Origin of the sequence: Nonomuraea sp. NEAU-A123 (assembly GCF_018603905.1) — a bacterium.
GTDB lineage: Bacteria > Actinomycetota > Actinomycetes > Streptosporangiales > Streptosporangiaceae > Nonomuraea.
In genome coordinates this window covers 188,869-203,860 of record NZ_JAHFZZ010000008.1, presented here as the reverse complement: position 1 = coordinate 203,860, position 14,992 = coordinate 188,869, and the positions used below count along the sequence as shown (strand labels likewise).

Below are 14,992 nucleotides of genomic sequence, written 5' to 3'. Positions count from 1 at the left end.
GGTCAGATGCCGCGGGGCTTGAGCAGGTCTTCGGCGAGCCCGCTCAGCCAGTCGATGAAGAAGGCGATGCACGCGGTCAGCACGGCGCCCACGATGGTCACGGGCATGCGGTTCAGCTTGAGCCCGTTGATGATCAATTCGCCGAAGCCGCCCGCGGCGACGAACGCGCCGAGCGTGGCGACGCCGACGGTCAGGACGAGCGCGGTCCGCAGGCCGGCGAGGATCGCCGGCACGGCCAGCTTGAGCTCGACCCGGCGTAGCACCTGCCCCCTGGTCATCCCCATGCCGCGCGCGGCCTCGATGAGCGCCGGATCGACCTGCTGTACGCCGACCATCGTGTTGCGCAGCACGGGCAGCACCGCATAGGCGACCAGGCCGACCAGGGCGGTCTGGAAGCCCACCCCGAGCAGGAACGTGCAGAGCACGAGCAGCCCGATGCACGGGATCGCCTGGCCGAGGTTGGCCACGGTGAGGATGACGGGGGCGATCAGCCGGTTGCGGGCCCGCGAGGCGACGACGCCCAGAGGAATCGCGACGACCACCACGAGCGCGGTGGCCAGGAACGTCAGCTGGACGTGCTCCACGGCCTTGGCCAGGAGGAACTCCCGGGTGAGGCTGCGGCTCTCGATCGAGTCCAGGTTCTGCGCGCTGATCCAGGCATACAGGGCGAACAGTACGCCGCAGAGGATCACCGGAGTGATGACGTGCCGCAGACCTGACACGCGCCCGAACGGGCGGGTCCGGCCTGCCCGGAGTGTCGCGGTGGTCACCGGCGGACCGCCTCCTTGAGGGCGGTGGCCGGCCCGGCTCCCACCGGCTCCTTTCGCGCGGCGGATGCCGGGGTGGGTTCCGAGGCCGATGCCGGTTCGGTTCCCACCGCCTCGCACAGCGCGCCGTAGGTGAGCACGCCGGACGGCGAGCCGCAGCGGTCGGTGCCGTGCGCGAGCATGACGTCCAGGGCCTCGCGCAGGCTGGCGTCCGAGGTGATCTGCGGCATGTCCGCGCTTCCCCGCTGCTGCGTGCACTCCACGTCTCCCACGCGCAGCAGCGCGAGCCGCTTGAGCGTGGCGTCCTGGCCGATGAAGCCGGCGACGTAGTCGTCGGCGGGGTGGGCCAGGATGTTCGCGGGCGTGTCGTACTGCGCGATGTGCGATCGCTCCCGGAGTACGGCGATGCGGTCGCCGAGCTTGATGGCCTCCTCGAAGTCGTGCGTGACGAAGATGATCGTCTTGCGCAGCTGCTTCTGGAGCTTGACGAACTCGTTCTGCAGGTGCTCACGGGTGATGGGGTCGGTGGCGCCGAAGGGCTCGTCCATCAGCATCACGGGCGGATCGGCCGCCAGCGCCCTGGCCACGCCCACCCGCTGCTGCTGCCCGCCGGAGAGCTGGCTGGGGTAGCGGTCGTGGAACGCCGACGGCTCCAGGTTCACCAGGGTCAGCAGTTCCTCCACCCGTTCGGCCGTACGGGCGGCGGACCAGCCCAGCAGCTTCGGCACCAGGCCGATGTTCTGGCCGATGGTCTGATGCGGGAACAGTCCCACCTGCTGGATGGCATAGCCGATGTGCCTGCGCAGCTCGTCGGGATGCAGGCTCAGCACGTCCTCGCCGCCGATGCGGATCTCGCCCGACGTGGGCTCGACCAGGCGGTTGATCATCTTCATCGTGGTCGTCTTGCCGCAGCCCGACGGGCCGACGAAGACCACCAGTTCACCGGCGGGGATGTCGAGATCGACGTGGTCCACCGCCGGCGCGGGCTGCCCCGGGTAGTGCTTGGTCAGTGCCCGCAGCTCAATACGCGCGCCTCCGGTGTCACGGTCGAACACGAAGCCCCCTTGGGATGGTCAGTTGACGTACGGCGAAAAAGAACAGGTCGAACAGCACCGCGATGACCACGATGCCGAGCGTGCCGGCGAGCGTCGCGTTGAGCGCGTTCACCGAGCCCAGCCGGGACAGCCCTTCGAAGATCTGCGTGCCGAGGCCGGGCCCGTCGACGTAGGCGGCGATGGCCGCGATGCCGATGAGCATCTGTGTGGCGACGCGCACTCCGGTCAGGATCAGCGGCCAGGCCAGCGGCAGTCGCACCTTCAGCAGGACGCGGGCCCGGCCCATGCCCATCCCGCGCCCGGCCTCCACCATGGCGGCGTCGACGCCGCGCAGCCCGGCGACCGTGTTCCTGATGATCGGCAGGAACGCGTACGCGGTCAGCGCGACCAGCGTGGATCCCCATCCCAGCCCGGTGATCGGGATGAGCAGGGTTAGCAGCGCCAGGGAGGGTACCGTCAGGATCGCGGCGGAGATGGCCAGCGAGAGGCCCCGGACCTTCGGAAGGTCGTGGGTAAGGAGCCCGATGCCGATGCCGACGGCGGTGGAGACGCCGATGGCGATGCCGACGACGAGGGCGTGTTCGGCGGCGGCCAGCGAGAGGGTGTCCCAGCGTGAGACCACGTACTCGCTGAAATTCATAGAGTGTCCGCCTTTACTTACGCTTGTAGGAATGTGTAAACGTATGTGACCAATTGCAGTCATCGCAAAATGGGTTGCGGTCAGCGCAACCGAGCAAGGGTGGGAATGAGCGAGAAGTCGCCGGTTTCGTCGGCCGGACTCCGGCGGGACATGGACATCCTGGAAGTGCTGGCGGGCCATGGGGATGATCGCGACGTGGACGGGTTCGGCGTCAACTGGATCGCGCAGCGGCTGGGCAGGGAGAAGAGCCAGGTATCGAGGGCGCTGCGCGCTCTGGAGGCCGAGGGCATGGTCGAGCGCGACCCGATGACCAAGCGCTATCGCCTGGGCTGGCGGCTGTTCGCGCTCGCGGCGCGTACGCAGCAGTCGAGGCTGGTCCAGTTGGCCGTGCCCTTCCTGAGGCGGCTGGCCACGGTCTGCGACGAGGACACGCACCTGTGCGTGCAGCGCGGCGACATGGCGCTCACGCTGATGACACTGCCCTCCTCGCGGGCCTTCCACCGGATCTGGGAGGGCATCTCGATACCGGTGATCATGGCGGCCGCCGGCCGGTCGCTGCTGTCGGACTGGGACGACGCGCAGATCCGCGAAAGCCTGCGGGCTCCGCTGCCCGTCGGCCTGGGCTCCTCGGTCAACGACGAGAAGCAGTGGCTGGCCGACGTCGCCCACGTACGCTCCTTTGGCTACGCGGTGACGGCGTTCGAGATGGACGACGGTGTGTTCGGGGTGTCGGCGCCGGTACGCGACCACCGAGGGGTGATCGCGGCCGCCGTCTCCGTGTCGGTCACTCGCGCGCCGGGTGAGTCGCGCCTGCACGAGATCGGCGGCATCGCCGCGGAGACGGCGCGCCAGCTCTCGATCGCCTTGGGGCTGCCACCGGGCGGCCGAGGCGTTCTGTCGGCCATGCCGTCACGGGCACGGTGAACCGGTCGCATCTGTGACGCCTCACAAACTCGGGCTGCTCGCTGTGCGCCGTCCGGCCGTACTCTCGTCCCCGCGCCCTCGCTCGTCCCCGCCCTTGTGCAGCCGGGCGATGGGCAGCAGCATCGCGGCGGTCAGGGCGCTCAGCAGGCCGAAGGCCAGGTGGAAGTCTCCCGTCGCGTCCCGTAGCGCCCCCACCAGCAGGGGCGCCAGGGCGGCGCAGGCGTAGCCGACGAAGAACGCCATCGCGCTGATCCGTCCGGCCTCGGCGGCGTCGCGGCTGACCACCACGGGCAGCGTCAGCACGAGCGTGAACAGCCCGCCGTGGCCGACGCCCAAGGCGGCGATCCACAACCAGGTGACCGTCGCCGGCGCCGCCGCCAGGCCCGCGAACCCGATCGCTGTCAACACCGTCGTCAGGGCCAGCCCGGCACGCCGGTCCCGCCCTTCACCCAGCAGCGCCGGTACGGCCAGCATGGCGACGACCTGGATGGAGATCATCACGGTCAGCAGCACGCCCGCGCCGGTGGCGGCACGCTGCCCGTCCTCGTGCAGCAGGGGGACGACCCAGGCCAGTTCGCAGTAGTACAGCGCGGAGTTGGCGGCGGACAGCGCGGTGATGCGCCACGCCACACCGCTCCGCCAGGGCAGCCCCTTGGTAACGGGGCCCGCTTGGCCGGCTCCGGTCGCGCCCGCTCCGGTTCGGGCCGTACCCACTGGGGCTGGGCCGCTGTCGAGGCCCAGGGAGGTGGCGGAGGCAGACCACATCGCCATGCCCGCCACCGCGAGCACCGCCCAGGAGGCCAGCGCCCCTGGCCAGGAGCCGATGGCGTCGGCGAGTGGGGCGGTCACCCCGGCCGCGACCGCCCCGCCCAGGCCGAGGCCGGCCGTGTAGATGCCGGTCACCAGGCCGGCTCGGTCGGCGAAGCGGGTCTTGACCACGGCGGGCAGCAGCGTCTGCGCGATCGCGATCCCGGCCCCGACGGCCGCCGCGCAGGTGAGCTGCAGCCAGGCGGAGCCGCCGAAGACGCGGGCCGCCGTCGCCACGGCGATGACGACGAGCCCGATCAGCACCCCGCGCCGCAGCCCGAACCTGCGGCCGACCACCGCCGCCAGGGGCGCGCAGACCCCCATGGCCAGCGTCGGGATGGTCGTCAGCAGCGCCACTCCCGTGGCGGACAGGTCGAGGTCGGTTTGGATGCGGTCCACCAGAGGGGACACGGCGGCGATCGCCGGCCGCAGGTTCGCCGCGGCGACGAACAGCGCGACGGCGGCCGCGCCGAGGGCGGTACGCGTCATGGAGACTCCCAGTTGATCTCGGATATTTACTATCCGAGTTCTATCACGGACATTCCTTATCCGGAATGGGTAGGGTGCTGACATGAAGATGTCCAACGGAGTGGAGTGGGCGCTGCACGGCTGCGTCACGCTCAGCCAGAGCCGGGACCCGGTGCCGGCGGCGCGGCTCGCGGAGCTGCACGGCACCCCTCCGGCGTACCTGGCCAAGCACCTCCAGGCGCTCTCCAGAGCGGGCATCGTACGGTCGACGGCCGGCCAGGTCGGCGGCTACCTCCTCACCAGGCCCGCCGCGGCGATCACCGTGCTGGAGGTGGTCCAGGCCATCGACGGCACCTCACCCGCCTACCGGTGCACGGAGATCCGGCAACAGGGACCGCTGGCCGTACCGGCCGAACGGTGTGACCGGCCGTGCGCGATCGCCCGCGCGATGGCCTCGGCGCAGGAGGCCTGGTACGGCGCGCTGGCCGACATCACGATCGCGGACCTTGCGGCGGGCATCGACGCCGACAGCGAGGGTACGGCGATGGCCGACGTCCGCCGCTGGCTGACCTCCACGGCGTGACATATGCGGCTACCTGGCCGAACAGGCACCTCGTCGTGTCCCCAAGCAGGGTCCCGCTGCCGGGTCAAGACCACTTAGGTGATCGAGCCCGTCAAAGCGACGGCCACCTCCAGCCCGCCTCCAGGCAGGGCGCGGGCCTCCAGCGTGCCGTGGTGGGCCTGGACGATGGCGGCGACGATCGACAGGCCCAGCCCCAGGCCGTCGCCGGTGGCTCTCCTTCCGGTCTCCAGACGCTGGAAGGGCTGCAGGAGCGTGGGGACCCGATCGGGCGGGATCACCGGGCCGCTGTTGGAGATCCTGAGGGTGGGCCGGCCGGACTCCACGGCGGTGGTCACCTTGATCCAGCCGTCGGGCACGTTGTGCCGCGCGGCGTTGTCCAGCAGGTTCGCGACCAGGCGTTCGAGCAGGGCACGGTCACCGGACGCGGGTGCCGGGCGCAGCGCGGACTCGACGCGGACGCCCTGGTCGCCCCGCTGGCCGAGGGCCTGCCCGGCGATCGCGGCCAGGTCGACGGGTTGGCGGTGATGCAGGCCCTGCTGGCTGCGGGCCAGGGTGAGGAGGGCTTCGATGAGCCGTTCCTGGTGCTTTCCGTTGGTGAGCAGACGTTCCAGTACGGTCCGCAACGCCCCGGCGTCGGCCGCGGAGTCGGCGAGCGCGACCTCGACCATGGCCTGCTGCAGCGTCAGCGGGGTGCGCAGCTCGTGGGAGGCGTTGGCGACGAACCGCCGCTGCGCGGTGAACGCGGCCTCCAGCCGATCCAGGAGCTCGTCGAAGGTGTCGGCCAGCTCTTTGAGCTCGTCGTCCGCCCCGGACGCGGCCAGCCGCCGGTCGAGCCGGTCGGCCGTGATGCGCCGGACGGTGGCCGTCATGTCGCCAAGCGGTCGTAGGACGCGCCCGGCCATCAGCCGCCCCAGCAGTATCGACGCGAACGCCATGACCGCCAGCGCGACCAGCGAGTTGACCAGCAGCCGGCGCATGCTCTCGGCCTGCTGCACCTTCACCTGAGGCTCAGGTACGGGCAGGCCGAGCCCCCCGGGCGCCGTGGGAGCGGTCGGCGGCCTTGGGAAGGGCGAGTACACGACCAGGAAGTAGATGAGGGCGACCAGCACCACCGCGGCCAGCAGGAACAGCCCGCTGTACAGGAGCGTCAGGCGCAGCCGGGCCGTCCGCCTCATATCCGGTATCCGGCCTGCGGAACCGTCTCGATCAGCGGCGGGTCGCCCAGTTTGCGGCGCAACCGGCTGATCGTCACCTTCACGGTCTGCGTGAACGGGTCGGCGAACTCGTCCCAGCCCTGCTCCAGGAGCTGCTCGGCGGAGACCACGGCACCCCTGGCGGCCAGCAACAGCTCCAGCACGGCGAACTCCTTGGGGCTCAGCGACAGCCGCCGCCCGTCGCGGGTGGCGATCCGCGTGGTCGAGTCGAGGCGCAGGTCGCCGTGGACGAGCACCGGCGGCAGAGCCGGACGCGACCGCCTGGCCAGCGCCCGGATCCGGGCGACCAGCTCGGCGAAGGCGAACGGCTTGGGCAGGTAATCGTCGGCGCCGACCCCCAGCCCGGTCACCTTGTCGTCGATCGTCCCGGCGGCGGTGAGCATCAGCACCCGCGCCGGATAGCCCACGCGCACGAGCGACCTGCACACCTCGTCGCCGTGCAGGCCGGGCAGGTCGCGGTCGAGGATGACCACGTCGTAGTGGTTGACGGAGGTACGGTCGAGCGCGGCGGCGCCGTCCAGCACCACATCGACGGCCATACCCTCGCGGCGCAGCCCCGCGGCCACTGTCTGGGCCAGTTCCTCGTGGTCTTCGACCATCAGCACCCTCATGATCCACCCAGGATGCCCAGCCGCGGGTTACAGCGGGGTAACCGCCGCCGTCCCCGTCCCGCAACCGGTCCTCGGTTTTGCTGGCTTCACCGAACAGACGCGACAGAAACGGAGGAGCCATCATGCTCGGCTCAACGATCAGGAACGTGGTCCTCGCCGCCGCGGTCGTCGCCGCGGGAGTGGTCGGGGGCGCGGGTGTGATGTCCGCCCCGGACGGCCCCGGCGAGGACGCCAAGGCGTTCACCGACTGCGTGCGTGCGAAGGGGCTGCCCGACTTTCCCGAGGTCGTGGTCTCCTCGGACGGGCTGATCAACCTCGAGATCAAGGGTGAACGCGTCGACGTCCTCTCGGCCAAGTACGGGGCGGCGGTGAAGGCGTGCGAGCCGCTGCTGCCCACCGGCACCCAACTGCCTGTTGCGCCCTCAGCACCCGTGGCCCCGGTGATCGTGCGGCGCCCGTAGCGCACTACGCAGGAAACGTCCGCGGTGTCGGCTCGAGGTCAGAAATAGCGGTCGACGGCCCGTCCGGGTGTGAGGCGGGCCGCATATTGTTCTCGGGCTTAATCCATATCGCTGCTGGAATGCGTCCGGCGAAAGATTTTCGTGAAGCCGTCACATTTAACATTCGGAGATCGCGGGCCCCGAACGGGGTCGCAACATCGCAGGGGACCACTCGCGGGTGACCGTATCCAGTATTGTCGAGGCGATCGGTCGGTTGCCTGGTGGGAGAGGATCAGCGAATGCCCCATGCGGCCAGACCCACGGTCACCTTGCACGATGTGGCCGCGGCGGCCGGGGTCTCGGTGGCGACCGCGTCCCGGGTGCTGGGCGGCAGCTCCCGTACGGTCGCGCCCGAATACGAGCGGCGGGTGCTCGCCGCGGCGGCCGAGCTGCGTTATACCGCGGACCTGTCGGCCAGGGCGATGCGCAGGGCCAGTGACGCGATCACGCTGGTCGTGGACGACCTCACCACCCCGTCGATGGGGATCATCGTGGCGGCGATGGAGCGGCGGGCCCGTGCGTCCGGGGCGTTCGTCACGGTCTCGTCCACGCGGGCGACGCCCGAACGGCAGCTCGAAACCGTCCGCCTGCTCCGTGCCCTGCGCCCGCGGGCGCTCGTGCTCACCTCCAACCGGCTGGAGCCGAACGCGCTCGAAGGCCGCCTGTTCAAGGAACTGCAGGCGTACGAGCGGGAAGGCGGACGGGTCGTGATCGTCGGCGTCACCGAAGAGTCCTTCGACTCGATCGGGTTCGACAATCACGGCGCCGCTCGGGCGCTCGGCGCGTTCGTCGCGGAGTCGGGGCATCGGCGGGTGGTGATATTGGCCGGGGCCGGTGGGTGGGTCAACCTGTCCGCGCGGGTTTCGGGATTCGTCGAGGGATTGGCCGGCGGCGGGGTCGAGGACCGGCACATTCGGGTCGTGGACTGCGAGGTCAGCCGCCAGGGCGGGTTCGACGCGGCGCGGCGGCTGGTCGCCGAGGGGCTGGGGGAGACGGACGCGGTTTTTGCGGTCAACGACGTGGTGGCGATCGGGGCGATGTCGGCTTTCCGGGCCGCCGGGGTAAGGGTGCCTGTTGACGTCTCGGTAACGGGGATCGACGATATTCAACTGGCCGTTGACGTGACGCCTCGATTGACGACCGTGGCGCTTCCGCTGGCGCATGTGGGTGCCGAGTCGATCCGCCTGGCATTGGCCGAACGTACGGAGCCTGTGCATTTGACCGTGCAGGGGGAAATCATCATCAGGGAAAGCACGATGGAACGTGCCGCTGCGAATAACGGTAAATAGGTCCGTCGCATTCCGGTAAACCGCTGAAGCGCGCGGAAACGGCATTGCGCGGGTGCGCCCCGGGGTCGCGACGAGCTCCCGGCTGAACGCCTTTCAGCGTCCCCGCGCCGCTCGCGGTTGAGTGCCCCTGAGTACCCTGTCGCGGCTGTCCCCGGGGCCTCGCCTGCTCGGAAACCCGCTCTTGACGTCGCCGTAACCGGCATGCAAACTGCGGAATACGTTTTCCCAGCTCCCCGCCAAACCCGCCCAGGAGGCCACCTGGAAGCGGTACCCCATGGGAGAAAGCGCAATGACGCTCCAGGTCTGCCACACGCTCGACCGGTCGATCGCCGTCTCGGCGGGAGACGTCGAGCTGTTCACCTACACCTACCGGCCCGACACGCCCACGCTGGAGTCGCCCAAGCCGTACCTGCACCCGATCAGGACCCTGGCCGGTGAGGTGGTGTCGCTGTTCAGGCCGCACGACCACGTCTGGCACAAGGGGATCGCCTGGTCGCTGCCGCACGTGGGCGAGCACAACTTCTGGGGCGGCCCCACGTACGTCCACGGCAGCTTCTACGTGCAGCTCGACAACAACGGCAGTGCCGTGCACCAGGAGCTGACCACGCTGTCGGCCGAGGGCGAGAGCGCGGTGATCGGCCACCGGCTCGGCTGGCGCTCCCAGGCCGGGCAGCCGGTCATCGACGAGCGGCGCGCGCTGACGGCCCAGGTGCTGGACGACTCGACCTGGGTGCTGGTGTTCGAGACGGACATGACCAACGTGTCGGGAGCCGCGCTCGACATCGGCTCGCCGACCACCAAGGGCCGCGAGAACGCCGGATACGGCGGCCTGTTCTGGCGCGGCCCGCGATCGTTCACCCAGGGCATCGTCCAGTCCCCGACCGGCGCCGGTGCCGGCGGCGACCTGCGGGGGATGCGGGCGGAGTGGTTCGGCTTCCGCGGTCGGCACGACGAGAGCGGCGACTGGTCGACGATCGTCATGGTCGACGACGCCGCCAACCCCCAGCACCCGCCGCAGTGGTTCGCCCGCAGCGAGGAGTTCGCCTGCCTGTGCCCGGCGCCGTTCTTCAGCGAGGAGGTGCCGGTCGCGGACGGCGAGACGATCAGCTTCCGGTACGCGGTCGTGGTGGCTGCCGGAGACCATGGCGAGGAAGGCACCCGGCACCTGGCCGACCAGGGCCGTTCCGCGCTGGGGGTGCGGCCATGACGTTCCCCGGCGGGACCTCCGTCACCCGCCTGTCGGTCTACTCCGGTACGTGCCACGACGGCCTCGAAGGCGGCACCCCGCACCTGCACACCGCCTCCACCGAGGCGTACGTCGTCATCGGTGGTAGCGGCGCGTTGCAGACGCTGGACGTGCACGGTTTCCGGGAGACGCCGTTGAGCGCCGGTTCGACGGTGTGGTTCACGCCCGGCACGATCCATCGGGCGATCAACCGGGGCGGTCTGGAGGTGGTCGTGGTCATGCAGAACGCCGGTCTGCCCGAGGCCGGTGACGCGGTCATGACGTTCCCGCCGGAGGTCGTGGCCGACGCGGCCCGCTACCGCGAGGCGGCCACCCTGCCGGTCGGCGAGGGTGTGGAGGACGCCGTCCGGCGCCGTCGTGACCTGGCCGTGGAGGGCTTCCTGCGCCTGGCCGAGAGCCTGTCCGACGGCGATCCGGGACCGCTGCAGGCGTTCTATGACAGCGCGGTCGCGCTGGTGCGCCCCGCCGTCGCGGGCTGGCGCCGTACCTGGGAGGACACCGTCGCCCGGGAGACCCAACACACCGCCGAGGTGCTCGACGCGCTGGAACGCGGCGACGGGACGCACCTCCACAGCGCCACCCTCCTCGAAGCGCCACCCGAAGCCCGATGGGGCATGTGCGGCCGACTCCGCACCCACGACGTCGCGCACCCGCAGGTACGTTCACCCCTTCCTTGAGGAGCGCCTTCATGTCGCGCCTGATAGCCGCCTTACTCCTGTCCTGCGGCGTGCTGGTCTGTCAGCCCGCCGCCCACTGAAACAATGTCCGGCATGGTCGAAGCCTCGCCTGACGGGCGCCCGACACCGGCGACCCTGCACGACGTCGCCCGGGAGGCGGGCGTCTCCGTCGCCACGGCGTCGCGCGCGCTCAACGGCAGCACGCGCAACGTCCGCACGGAGAACGTCTCCCGGGTGCTGGCGGCGGCGGCCAAGCTCGACTACGAGCCGCACCTGTCGGCCCAGGCGATCGCGAAGGGCTCGACGCGCACCGCGGCGCTGGTGGTGGGCGACGTGGCCGACCCCTACTTCTCCTCCATCGCCGCCGGGGTCACCCGGGCGGCGGAGGCGGCCGGGCTCATCGTCACGATGGCCGTCGCCGACCGGTCGCCCGAACGCGAGCTCGAGATCGTCAGGACGCTACGCGGCCAGCGTCCGCGCGTCATCATCATCGCGGGCAGCCGCGTCGACGGCGCCGGCACGCGTGACGCGCTGGTCGAGGAGCTGGCGCAATACCGTACGGCCGGTGGGCGGGTCGTGCTGATCAGCCAGCAGGACCTGCCGTTCGGCACCGTCACCATCGACAACCGGGGCGGGGCCGGGCAGCTCGCCCGCGCGCTGGCCGGGGCGGGTTACCGGCGGTTCGCGGTCATCCGCGCCCCCGAGCGGGTCCGCACGTCCCGCGAGCGGGTCGACGGCTTCACCGAGGGGCTGCGGGAGGCGGGCGTCAGCCTGGACGACCGGTTCGTGGTGGAGACCGAGTTCACCCGCGCCGGCGGCTACGCGGCGGCCCGCGAGCTGGCCGGGCGCGGGCTCGACGGGATCGAGGTCGTCTTCGCGGTCAACGACGTGATGGCGATCGGCGCCATGACGGCCTTCCGTGACGCCGGGCTGGTCCCGGGTGAGGACATCGCGGTCGCCGGGTTCGACGACATCGGCTCGGCGGTGGACGTCGTGCCCGCGCTCACCTCCGTGGCGGTGCCGCTGGAGGAGGCCGGTGCGAGCGCGATGCGGCTCGCGCTCGCCGAGGGCTCGGAGACCGTACGGATCGAGACACGCGTGATCCTGCGCGAGAGCACCCCTCCCCGCTGACCGGTCAGGGGATGTTCGGGCGGACCGAGTCGCGGACGACGATGTGCGTGCCCAGCAGGACGTGCTCGGCGGCGCCCGCCCTGCCGCGCTCGCGTTCGAGCGCCAGCCGTACGGCGGTGCGGCCGAGCTCCTCATGCGGTACGTGCACGGTGGTCAGGTCGATGTCGGCGGCGGGCGGCAGGTCGTCGAAGCCGACCATGGACACGTCGTCGGGGATGCGCAGGCCCCGCTCCCTGAGCGCCTGGCGGGCACCCGCGGCGATCAGGTCGTTCCCGGCGAAGATGGCGGTGAAGTCGCGCGGCCCCGCGTCGAGCCGTTCGCGGACCATGCGGTAGCCCTCGTGGCGCTCCATCGTGCCGTCCACCTCCAGCGCCGGGTCGTGGGGCACGCGGTAGGCGGCCAGCGCCGCCCGGTAGCCGGCGATGCGGCTCTCCGGAGTGCTGTAGCCCTCCCGTCGCCCGAGGAACAGGATGCGCTGGTGGCCCGCCGAGAGCAGGTGGCTGGTGATGGCGTACGCGCCACCGGTGTTGTCGTACTCGACCACGATGGCCGGCACCTCGGGCCCCAGCGGGGGGCGCCCGCACAGCACGAGCTGCGAGCCCGCGAGGGCCAGCGCGCGGGCGTACTCGCCCATCCGCTCGCGGTAGGCGTCGTCGGCCACCACGTTGCCGACCAGGATCACCGCGTCGGCGTGTTCCTCGCGCATGAGCTGGATCGTCGCCAGCTCCCGCTCCGGATCGCCTCCGGTGGTGCCGACGATGCACAACCGCCCTTCGAGGGCGGCCTGCGTCTGCACACCCTGGGCGACGGCGGCGTAGTGGGGGGAGATGACCGAGTTGACGATGATGGCGACGCTGCTGCTGCTCGCCCCGGCCAGCCCCCGAGCGTGGGCGTTGGCCACGTAGTCGAGCTCGCGGACCGCCCGCATGACCTTGGCGCGCGTGGCGGGAGCGCTGGGATAGGTGCCGGACAGGATCCGGGACACCGTGGCGACGGATACGCCGGCGTGTTTCGCCACGTCACGGATGGTCGACGGTCGTGGCCCGCCGTCGTCGGACGCCGTCCGCCGGGCCATCCGACCTCCAGATGTTAAAACGGTTACTATCAAGGGCTACTTTAGCCGGAAGAAGCCCGCCAAAGTGACGTAGTATCCGCTTTATGTCGCCGCTGCGCCTCCCACTCGCCGATACCGAGCTGTCCGCCTACACCGGCTGGACCCGGGCGCACTGGGAGGCCGTGGCGGATCACCTGCTGGCGTCCGTGGTGCCGTACGGCACCGACGACTTCGCCCAGTACCGCCTGCCGGGCAGGCAGAGCATCTCGGGACCGGTGAGCGATGGGCTGGAGGGGTACGCCCGCACGTTCATGCTGGCCGCGTTCCGGATCGCCGGGGCGGGTGGCCGGGTGCCGCCCGCCCTCTTGGATCGGTACGCCCAGGGGCTGGTGGCGGGGACCGACCCGGCGCACCCGTACGCCTGGCCGGCGCTGACCGACATGTCCCAGCCGCTGGTGGAGGCGGCCTCGATCGCGCTGGCCCTGCACGAGACCCGGCCCTGGCTGTACGACCGGCTGTCCCGGGCCGAGCAGGAGCGGGTGGTGGCGTGGCTGGCGGGCTTCGTCGGCAAGCGGACTCCGGACAACAACTGGGTGCTGTTCCGGGTGGTCGTCGAGCAGTTCCTGGCCGAGGTGGGCGGGCCGTACGAGGCCGCCGAGATCACCGGCGGGCTGGAGCGGATCGAGGAGTGGTACGTCGGGGACGGCTGGTACTCCGACGGTGCGGGCAAGAACTTCGACTACTACGCGGGCTGGGCCATGCACCTTTACCCGGTGCTGTGGGCCAGGATGGCCGGGGACACCGCCCGCCTGGAGCGTTACGGTGAGCGGCTGCGGCTCTTCCTCGGCCAGTACCAGCACCTGTTCGCCGCCGACGGCGGGCCCGTGCACCAGGGGCGCTCGCTGACCTACCGGTTCGCCACGGCCGCGCCGCTCTGGCTGGGCGCGCTGACCGGCTCCTCGCCGCTGCCGCCCGGCCGGACCCGGCGGATCGCCAGCGGCGTGCTGCGCCACTTCACCGAGCGCGGCGTGCCGGACGAGCGCGGCCTGCTGACGCTCGGCTGGTACGACACGTTCCTGCCGGTCACGCAGAGCTACTCCGGGCCGGGCTCGCCCTACTGGGCCAGCAAGGCGTTCCTCGGACTGCTGCTGCCAGCCGGGCATCCGGTCTGGACGGACGCCGAGGTCCCGGCGCCGATCGACCTCGCGGACCAGGCGGTGGCGCTGCGCGCGCCGGGGTGGCTGCTGCACGCCACCCGCGAGGACGGCGTGGTCCGGCTGGTCAACCACGGCAGCGACCGGGACCGGATCCAGGACCCGGCCGGGGTGCCGGATCCGCACTACCTCAAGCTCGCCTACACCAGCCACACCGGGCCGGACCTGGGCGAGGCGGCCGGTGTCGACGGGGAGCTCGTCGTCGTCGCGCCGGATGGGGCCGTCTCCCGCCGGCGGCGGATCGAGCCCCTCACGACACAGGACCGGTTCGCCGCCTCCGCCTACCGCGACCACCTGCCGGCCGGACCGGTCCAAGTGGTGACGGCCTCGGTGGTGGACGGGCCGGCCGAGGTGCGGATCCATCAGGTCACCGCGCCCGCCGGACACCGGATCAGGGACGGTGGGTACGCCCTCGCGGGGGAGACGCCGCTCGTGTCGCGGAGCGGCGACTTCTGGGCGTCGGCGCGGCGGCCGGACGGGCTGGTCAGCGAGGTGCGCGGGCTGCACGGCTACACGGGGTCCGCGGTGGCGACGGCGGAGGGCGCGAACGCCTTCGGACGCTACTCGGCCACCCCATACGTGACCGCGGACACGCACCCGGGCGGGACCGCCGTGTACGTCAGCCTCGTCCTGCTCACCGGCACGGAAGAGGCGCAGACCCCGGAGGTGCGGGCCCCGGAGGCGCGGGTCGAGGGCGACCAGGTCACCATCGACCTGCCGGGCGGCGACACGGCCACGGTCCGCCTCACCGGCACCCCCACCTGCGTCCGCGTCACCGACGGCGGCGCGGACTGACCGTCGTGCCGCAACCG

General features: G+C 71.3%; 15 protein-coding genes. 8 read left to right on the top strand and 7 right to left on the bottom strand.

The window, feature by feature from the left end:
• Positions 1–2: 2 nt before the first annotated feature.
• Genes KLK06_RS60125 through KLK06_RS26095 form a run of 3 tightly spaced genes read right to left on the bottom strand, consistent with a single transcriptional unit; the run spans position 3 to position 2,462 of the window.
• A complete protein-coding gene (locus KLK06_RS60125; RefSeq protein ID WP_214638254.1) occupies positions 3–770 on the bottom strand; it encodes an ABC transporter permease in 768 nt (255 codons plus the stop codon).
• The gene (locus KLK06_RS26100) at positions 767–1,822 is read right to left on the bottom strand and encodes an ABC transporter ATP-binding protein (protein ID WP_214638253.1); all 1,056 of its coding nucleotides are present in this window, start codon (positions 1,820–1,822) and stop codon (positions 767–769) included. The genes KLK06_RS60125 and KLK06_RS26100 overlap by 4 nt, the downstream gene beginning before the upstream one ends.
• Complete coding sequence (locus KLK06_RS26095; RefSeq protein WP_214638252.1) at positions 1,809–2,462, bottom strand: ABC transporter permease; 654 nt, start codon at positions 2,460–2,462, stop codon at positions 1,809–1,811. Before KLK06_RS26095 ends, KLK06_RS26100 begins: the two co-directional genes overlap by 14 nt.
• Before the next feature lie 105 nt (positions 2,463–2,567).
• On the opposite strand from KLK06_RS26095, the gene KLK06_RS26090 reads away from it, so the two are divergent.
• Complete coding sequence (locus KLK06_RS26090; RefSeq protein WP_214638251.1) at positions 2,568–3,386, top strand: IclR family transcriptional regulator; 819 nt, start codon at positions 2,568–2,570, stop codon at positions 3,384–3,386.
• A 21-nt stretch (positions 3,387–3,407) separates the two neighbouring features.
• On the opposite strand, the gene KLK06_RS26085 is transcribed toward KLK06_RS26090, so the two are convergent.
• A complete protein-coding gene (locus KLK06_RS26085) occupies positions 3,408–4,682 on the bottom strand; it encodes a CynX/NimT family MFS transporter (protein ID WP_214638250.1) in 1,275 nt (424 codons plus the stop codon).
• A gap of 82 nt (positions 4,683–4,764) precedes the next feature.
• Here KLK06_RS26085 and KLK06_RS26080 point away from each other — a divergent pair, with 82 nt between their 5' ends.
• On the top strand, positions 4,765–5,244 hold the full coding sequence (locus KLK06_RS26080) for an Rrf2 family transcriptional regulator (protein ID WP_214638249.1): 480 nt from the start codon (positions 4,765–4,767) through the stop codon (positions 5,242–5,244).
• 74 nt (positions 5,245–5,318) lie between these two features.
• Here the strand turns inward: KLK06_RS26080 and KLK06_RS26075 are convergent, their stop codons facing one another.
• The gene (locus tag KLK06_RS26075; RefSeq protein WP_214638248.1) at positions 5,319–6,419 is read right to left on the bottom strand and encodes a cell wall metabolism sensor histidine kinase WalK; all 1,101 of its coding nucleotides are present in this window, start codon (positions 6,417–6,419) and stop codon (positions 5,319–5,321) included.
• Positions 6,416–7,069 carry a response regulator transcription factor gene (locus KLK06_RS26070; RefSeq protein ID WP_214638247.1) on the bottom strand — a complete coding sequence of 218 codons (654 nt, stop codon included), beginning with the start codon at positions 7,067–7,069 and terminating at the stop codon, positions 6,416–6,418. The genes KLK06_RS26075 and KLK06_RS26070 overlap by 4 nt, the downstream gene beginning before the upstream one ends.
• 122 nt (positions 7,070–7,191) lie before the next feature.
• Between KLK06_RS26070 and KLK06_RS26065 the strand changes: the two genes are divergently transcribed.
• The 5 genes from KLK06_RS26065 (at position 7,192) to KLK06_RS26045 (ending at position 11,912) form a co-directional block, all read left to right on the top strand.
• Positions 7,192–7,530, top strand: a complete 339-nt coding sequence (locus KLK06_RS26065) for a hypothetical protein (protein WP_214638246.1) — start codon at positions 7,192–7,194, stop codon at positions 7,528–7,530.
• 278 nt (positions 7,531–7,808) lie between these two features.
• Positions 7,809–8,858 (top strand): LacI family DNA-binding transcriptional regulator, encoded by a 1,050-nt coding sequence (locus KLK06_RS26060; protein WP_214638245.1) that lies wholly within the window; start codon positions 7,809–7,811, stop codon positions 8,856–8,858.
• Positions 8,859–9,147: 289 nt separating this feature from the next.
• Positions 9,148–10,065 (top strand): PmoA family protein, encoded by a 918-nt coding sequence (locus tag KLK06_RS26055; RefSeq protein ID WP_214638244.1) that lies wholly within the window; start codon positions 9,148–9,150, stop codon positions 10,063–10,065.
• Positions 10,062–10,781, top strand: a complete 720-nt coding sequence (locus tag KLK06_RS26050; RefSeq protein ID WP_214638243.1) for a cupin domain-containing protein — start codon at positions 10,062–10,064, stop codon at positions 10,779–10,781. Before KLK06_RS26055 ends, KLK06_RS26050 begins: the two co-directional genes overlap by 4 nt.
• 93 nt (positions 10,782–10,874) lie before the next feature.
• On the top strand, positions 10,875–11,912 hold the full coding sequence (locus KLK06_RS26045) for a LacI family DNA-binding transcriptional regulator (protein WP_214638242.1): 1,038 nt from the start codon (positions 10,875–10,877) through the stop codon (positions 11,910–11,912).
• 4 nt (positions 11,913–11,916) lie between these two features.
• Here the strand turns inward: KLK06_RS26045 and KLK06_RS26040 are convergent, their stop codons facing one another.
• Positions 11,917–12,930 carry a LacI family DNA-binding transcriptional regulator gene (locus tag KLK06_RS26040; protein ID WP_214638241.1) on the bottom strand — a complete coding sequence of 338 codons (1,014 nt, stop codon included), beginning with the start codon at positions 12,928–12,930 and terminating at the stop codon, positions 11,917–11,919.
• A gap of 140 nt (positions 12,931–13,070) precedes the next feature.
• On the opposite strand from KLK06_RS26040, the gene KLK06_RS26035 reads away from it, so the two are divergent.
• A complete protein-coding gene (locus KLK06_RS26035) occupies positions 13,071–14,975 on the top strand; it encodes a DUF2264 domain-containing protein (RefSeq protein WP_214638240.1) in 1,905 nt (634 codons plus the stop codon).
• Positions 14,976–14,992: the final 17 nt, after the last annotated feature.

Bases quoted from the DNA above. Each gene is read 5' to 3' on its own strand.
- KLK06_RS26050 (WP_214638243.1), top strand. From the start codon at position 10,062: ATGACGTTCCCCGGCGGGACCTCCGTCACCCGCCTGTCGGTCTACTCC.
- KLK06_RS26035 (WP_214638240.1), top strand. From the start codon at position 13,071: ATGTCGCCGCTGCGCCTCCCACTCGCCGATACCGAGCTGTCCGCCTAC.
- KLK06_RS26085 (WP_214638250.1), bottom strand. From the start codon at position 4,682: ATGACGCGTACCGCCCTCGGCGCGGCCGCCGTCGCGCTGTTCGTCGCC.
- KLK06_RS26070 (WP_214638247.1), bottom strand. From the start codon at position 7,069: ATGAGGGTGCTGATGGTCGAAGACCACGAGGAACTGGCCCAGACAGTG.
- KLK06_RS26055 (WP_214638244.1), top strand. From the start codon at position 9,148: ATGACGCTCCAGGTCTGCCACACGCTCGACCGGTCGATCGCCGTCTCG.
- KLK06_RS26065 (WP_214638246.1), top strand. From the start codon at position 7,192: ATGCTCGGCTCAACGATCAGGAACGTGGTCCTCGCCGCCGCGGTCGTC.
- KLK06_RS26095 (WP_214638252.1), bottom strand. From the start codon at position 2,462: ATGAATTTCAGCGAGTACGTGGTCTCACGCTGGGACACCCTCTCGCTG.
- KLK06_RS26045 (WP_214638242.1), top strand. From the start codon at position 10,875: ATGGTCGAAGCCTCGCCTGACGGGCGCCCGACACCGGCGACCCTGCAC.
- KLK06_RS26060 (WP_214638245.1), top strand. From the start codon at position 7,809: ATGCCCCATGCGGCCAGACCCACGGTCACCTTGCACGATGTGGCCGCG.
- KLK06_RS26075 (WP_214638248.1), bottom strand. From the start codon at position 6,419: ATGAGGCGGACGGCCCGGCTGCGCCTGACGCTCCTGTACAGCGGGCTG.
- KLK06_RS26090 (WP_214638251.1), top strand. From the start codon at position 2,568: ATGAGCGAGAAGTCGCCGGTTTCGTCGGCCGGACTCCGGCGGGACATG.
- KLK06_RS26080 (WP_214638249.1), top strand. From the start codon at position 4,765: ATGAAGATGTCCAACGGAGTGGAGTGGGCGCTGCACGGCTGCGTCACG.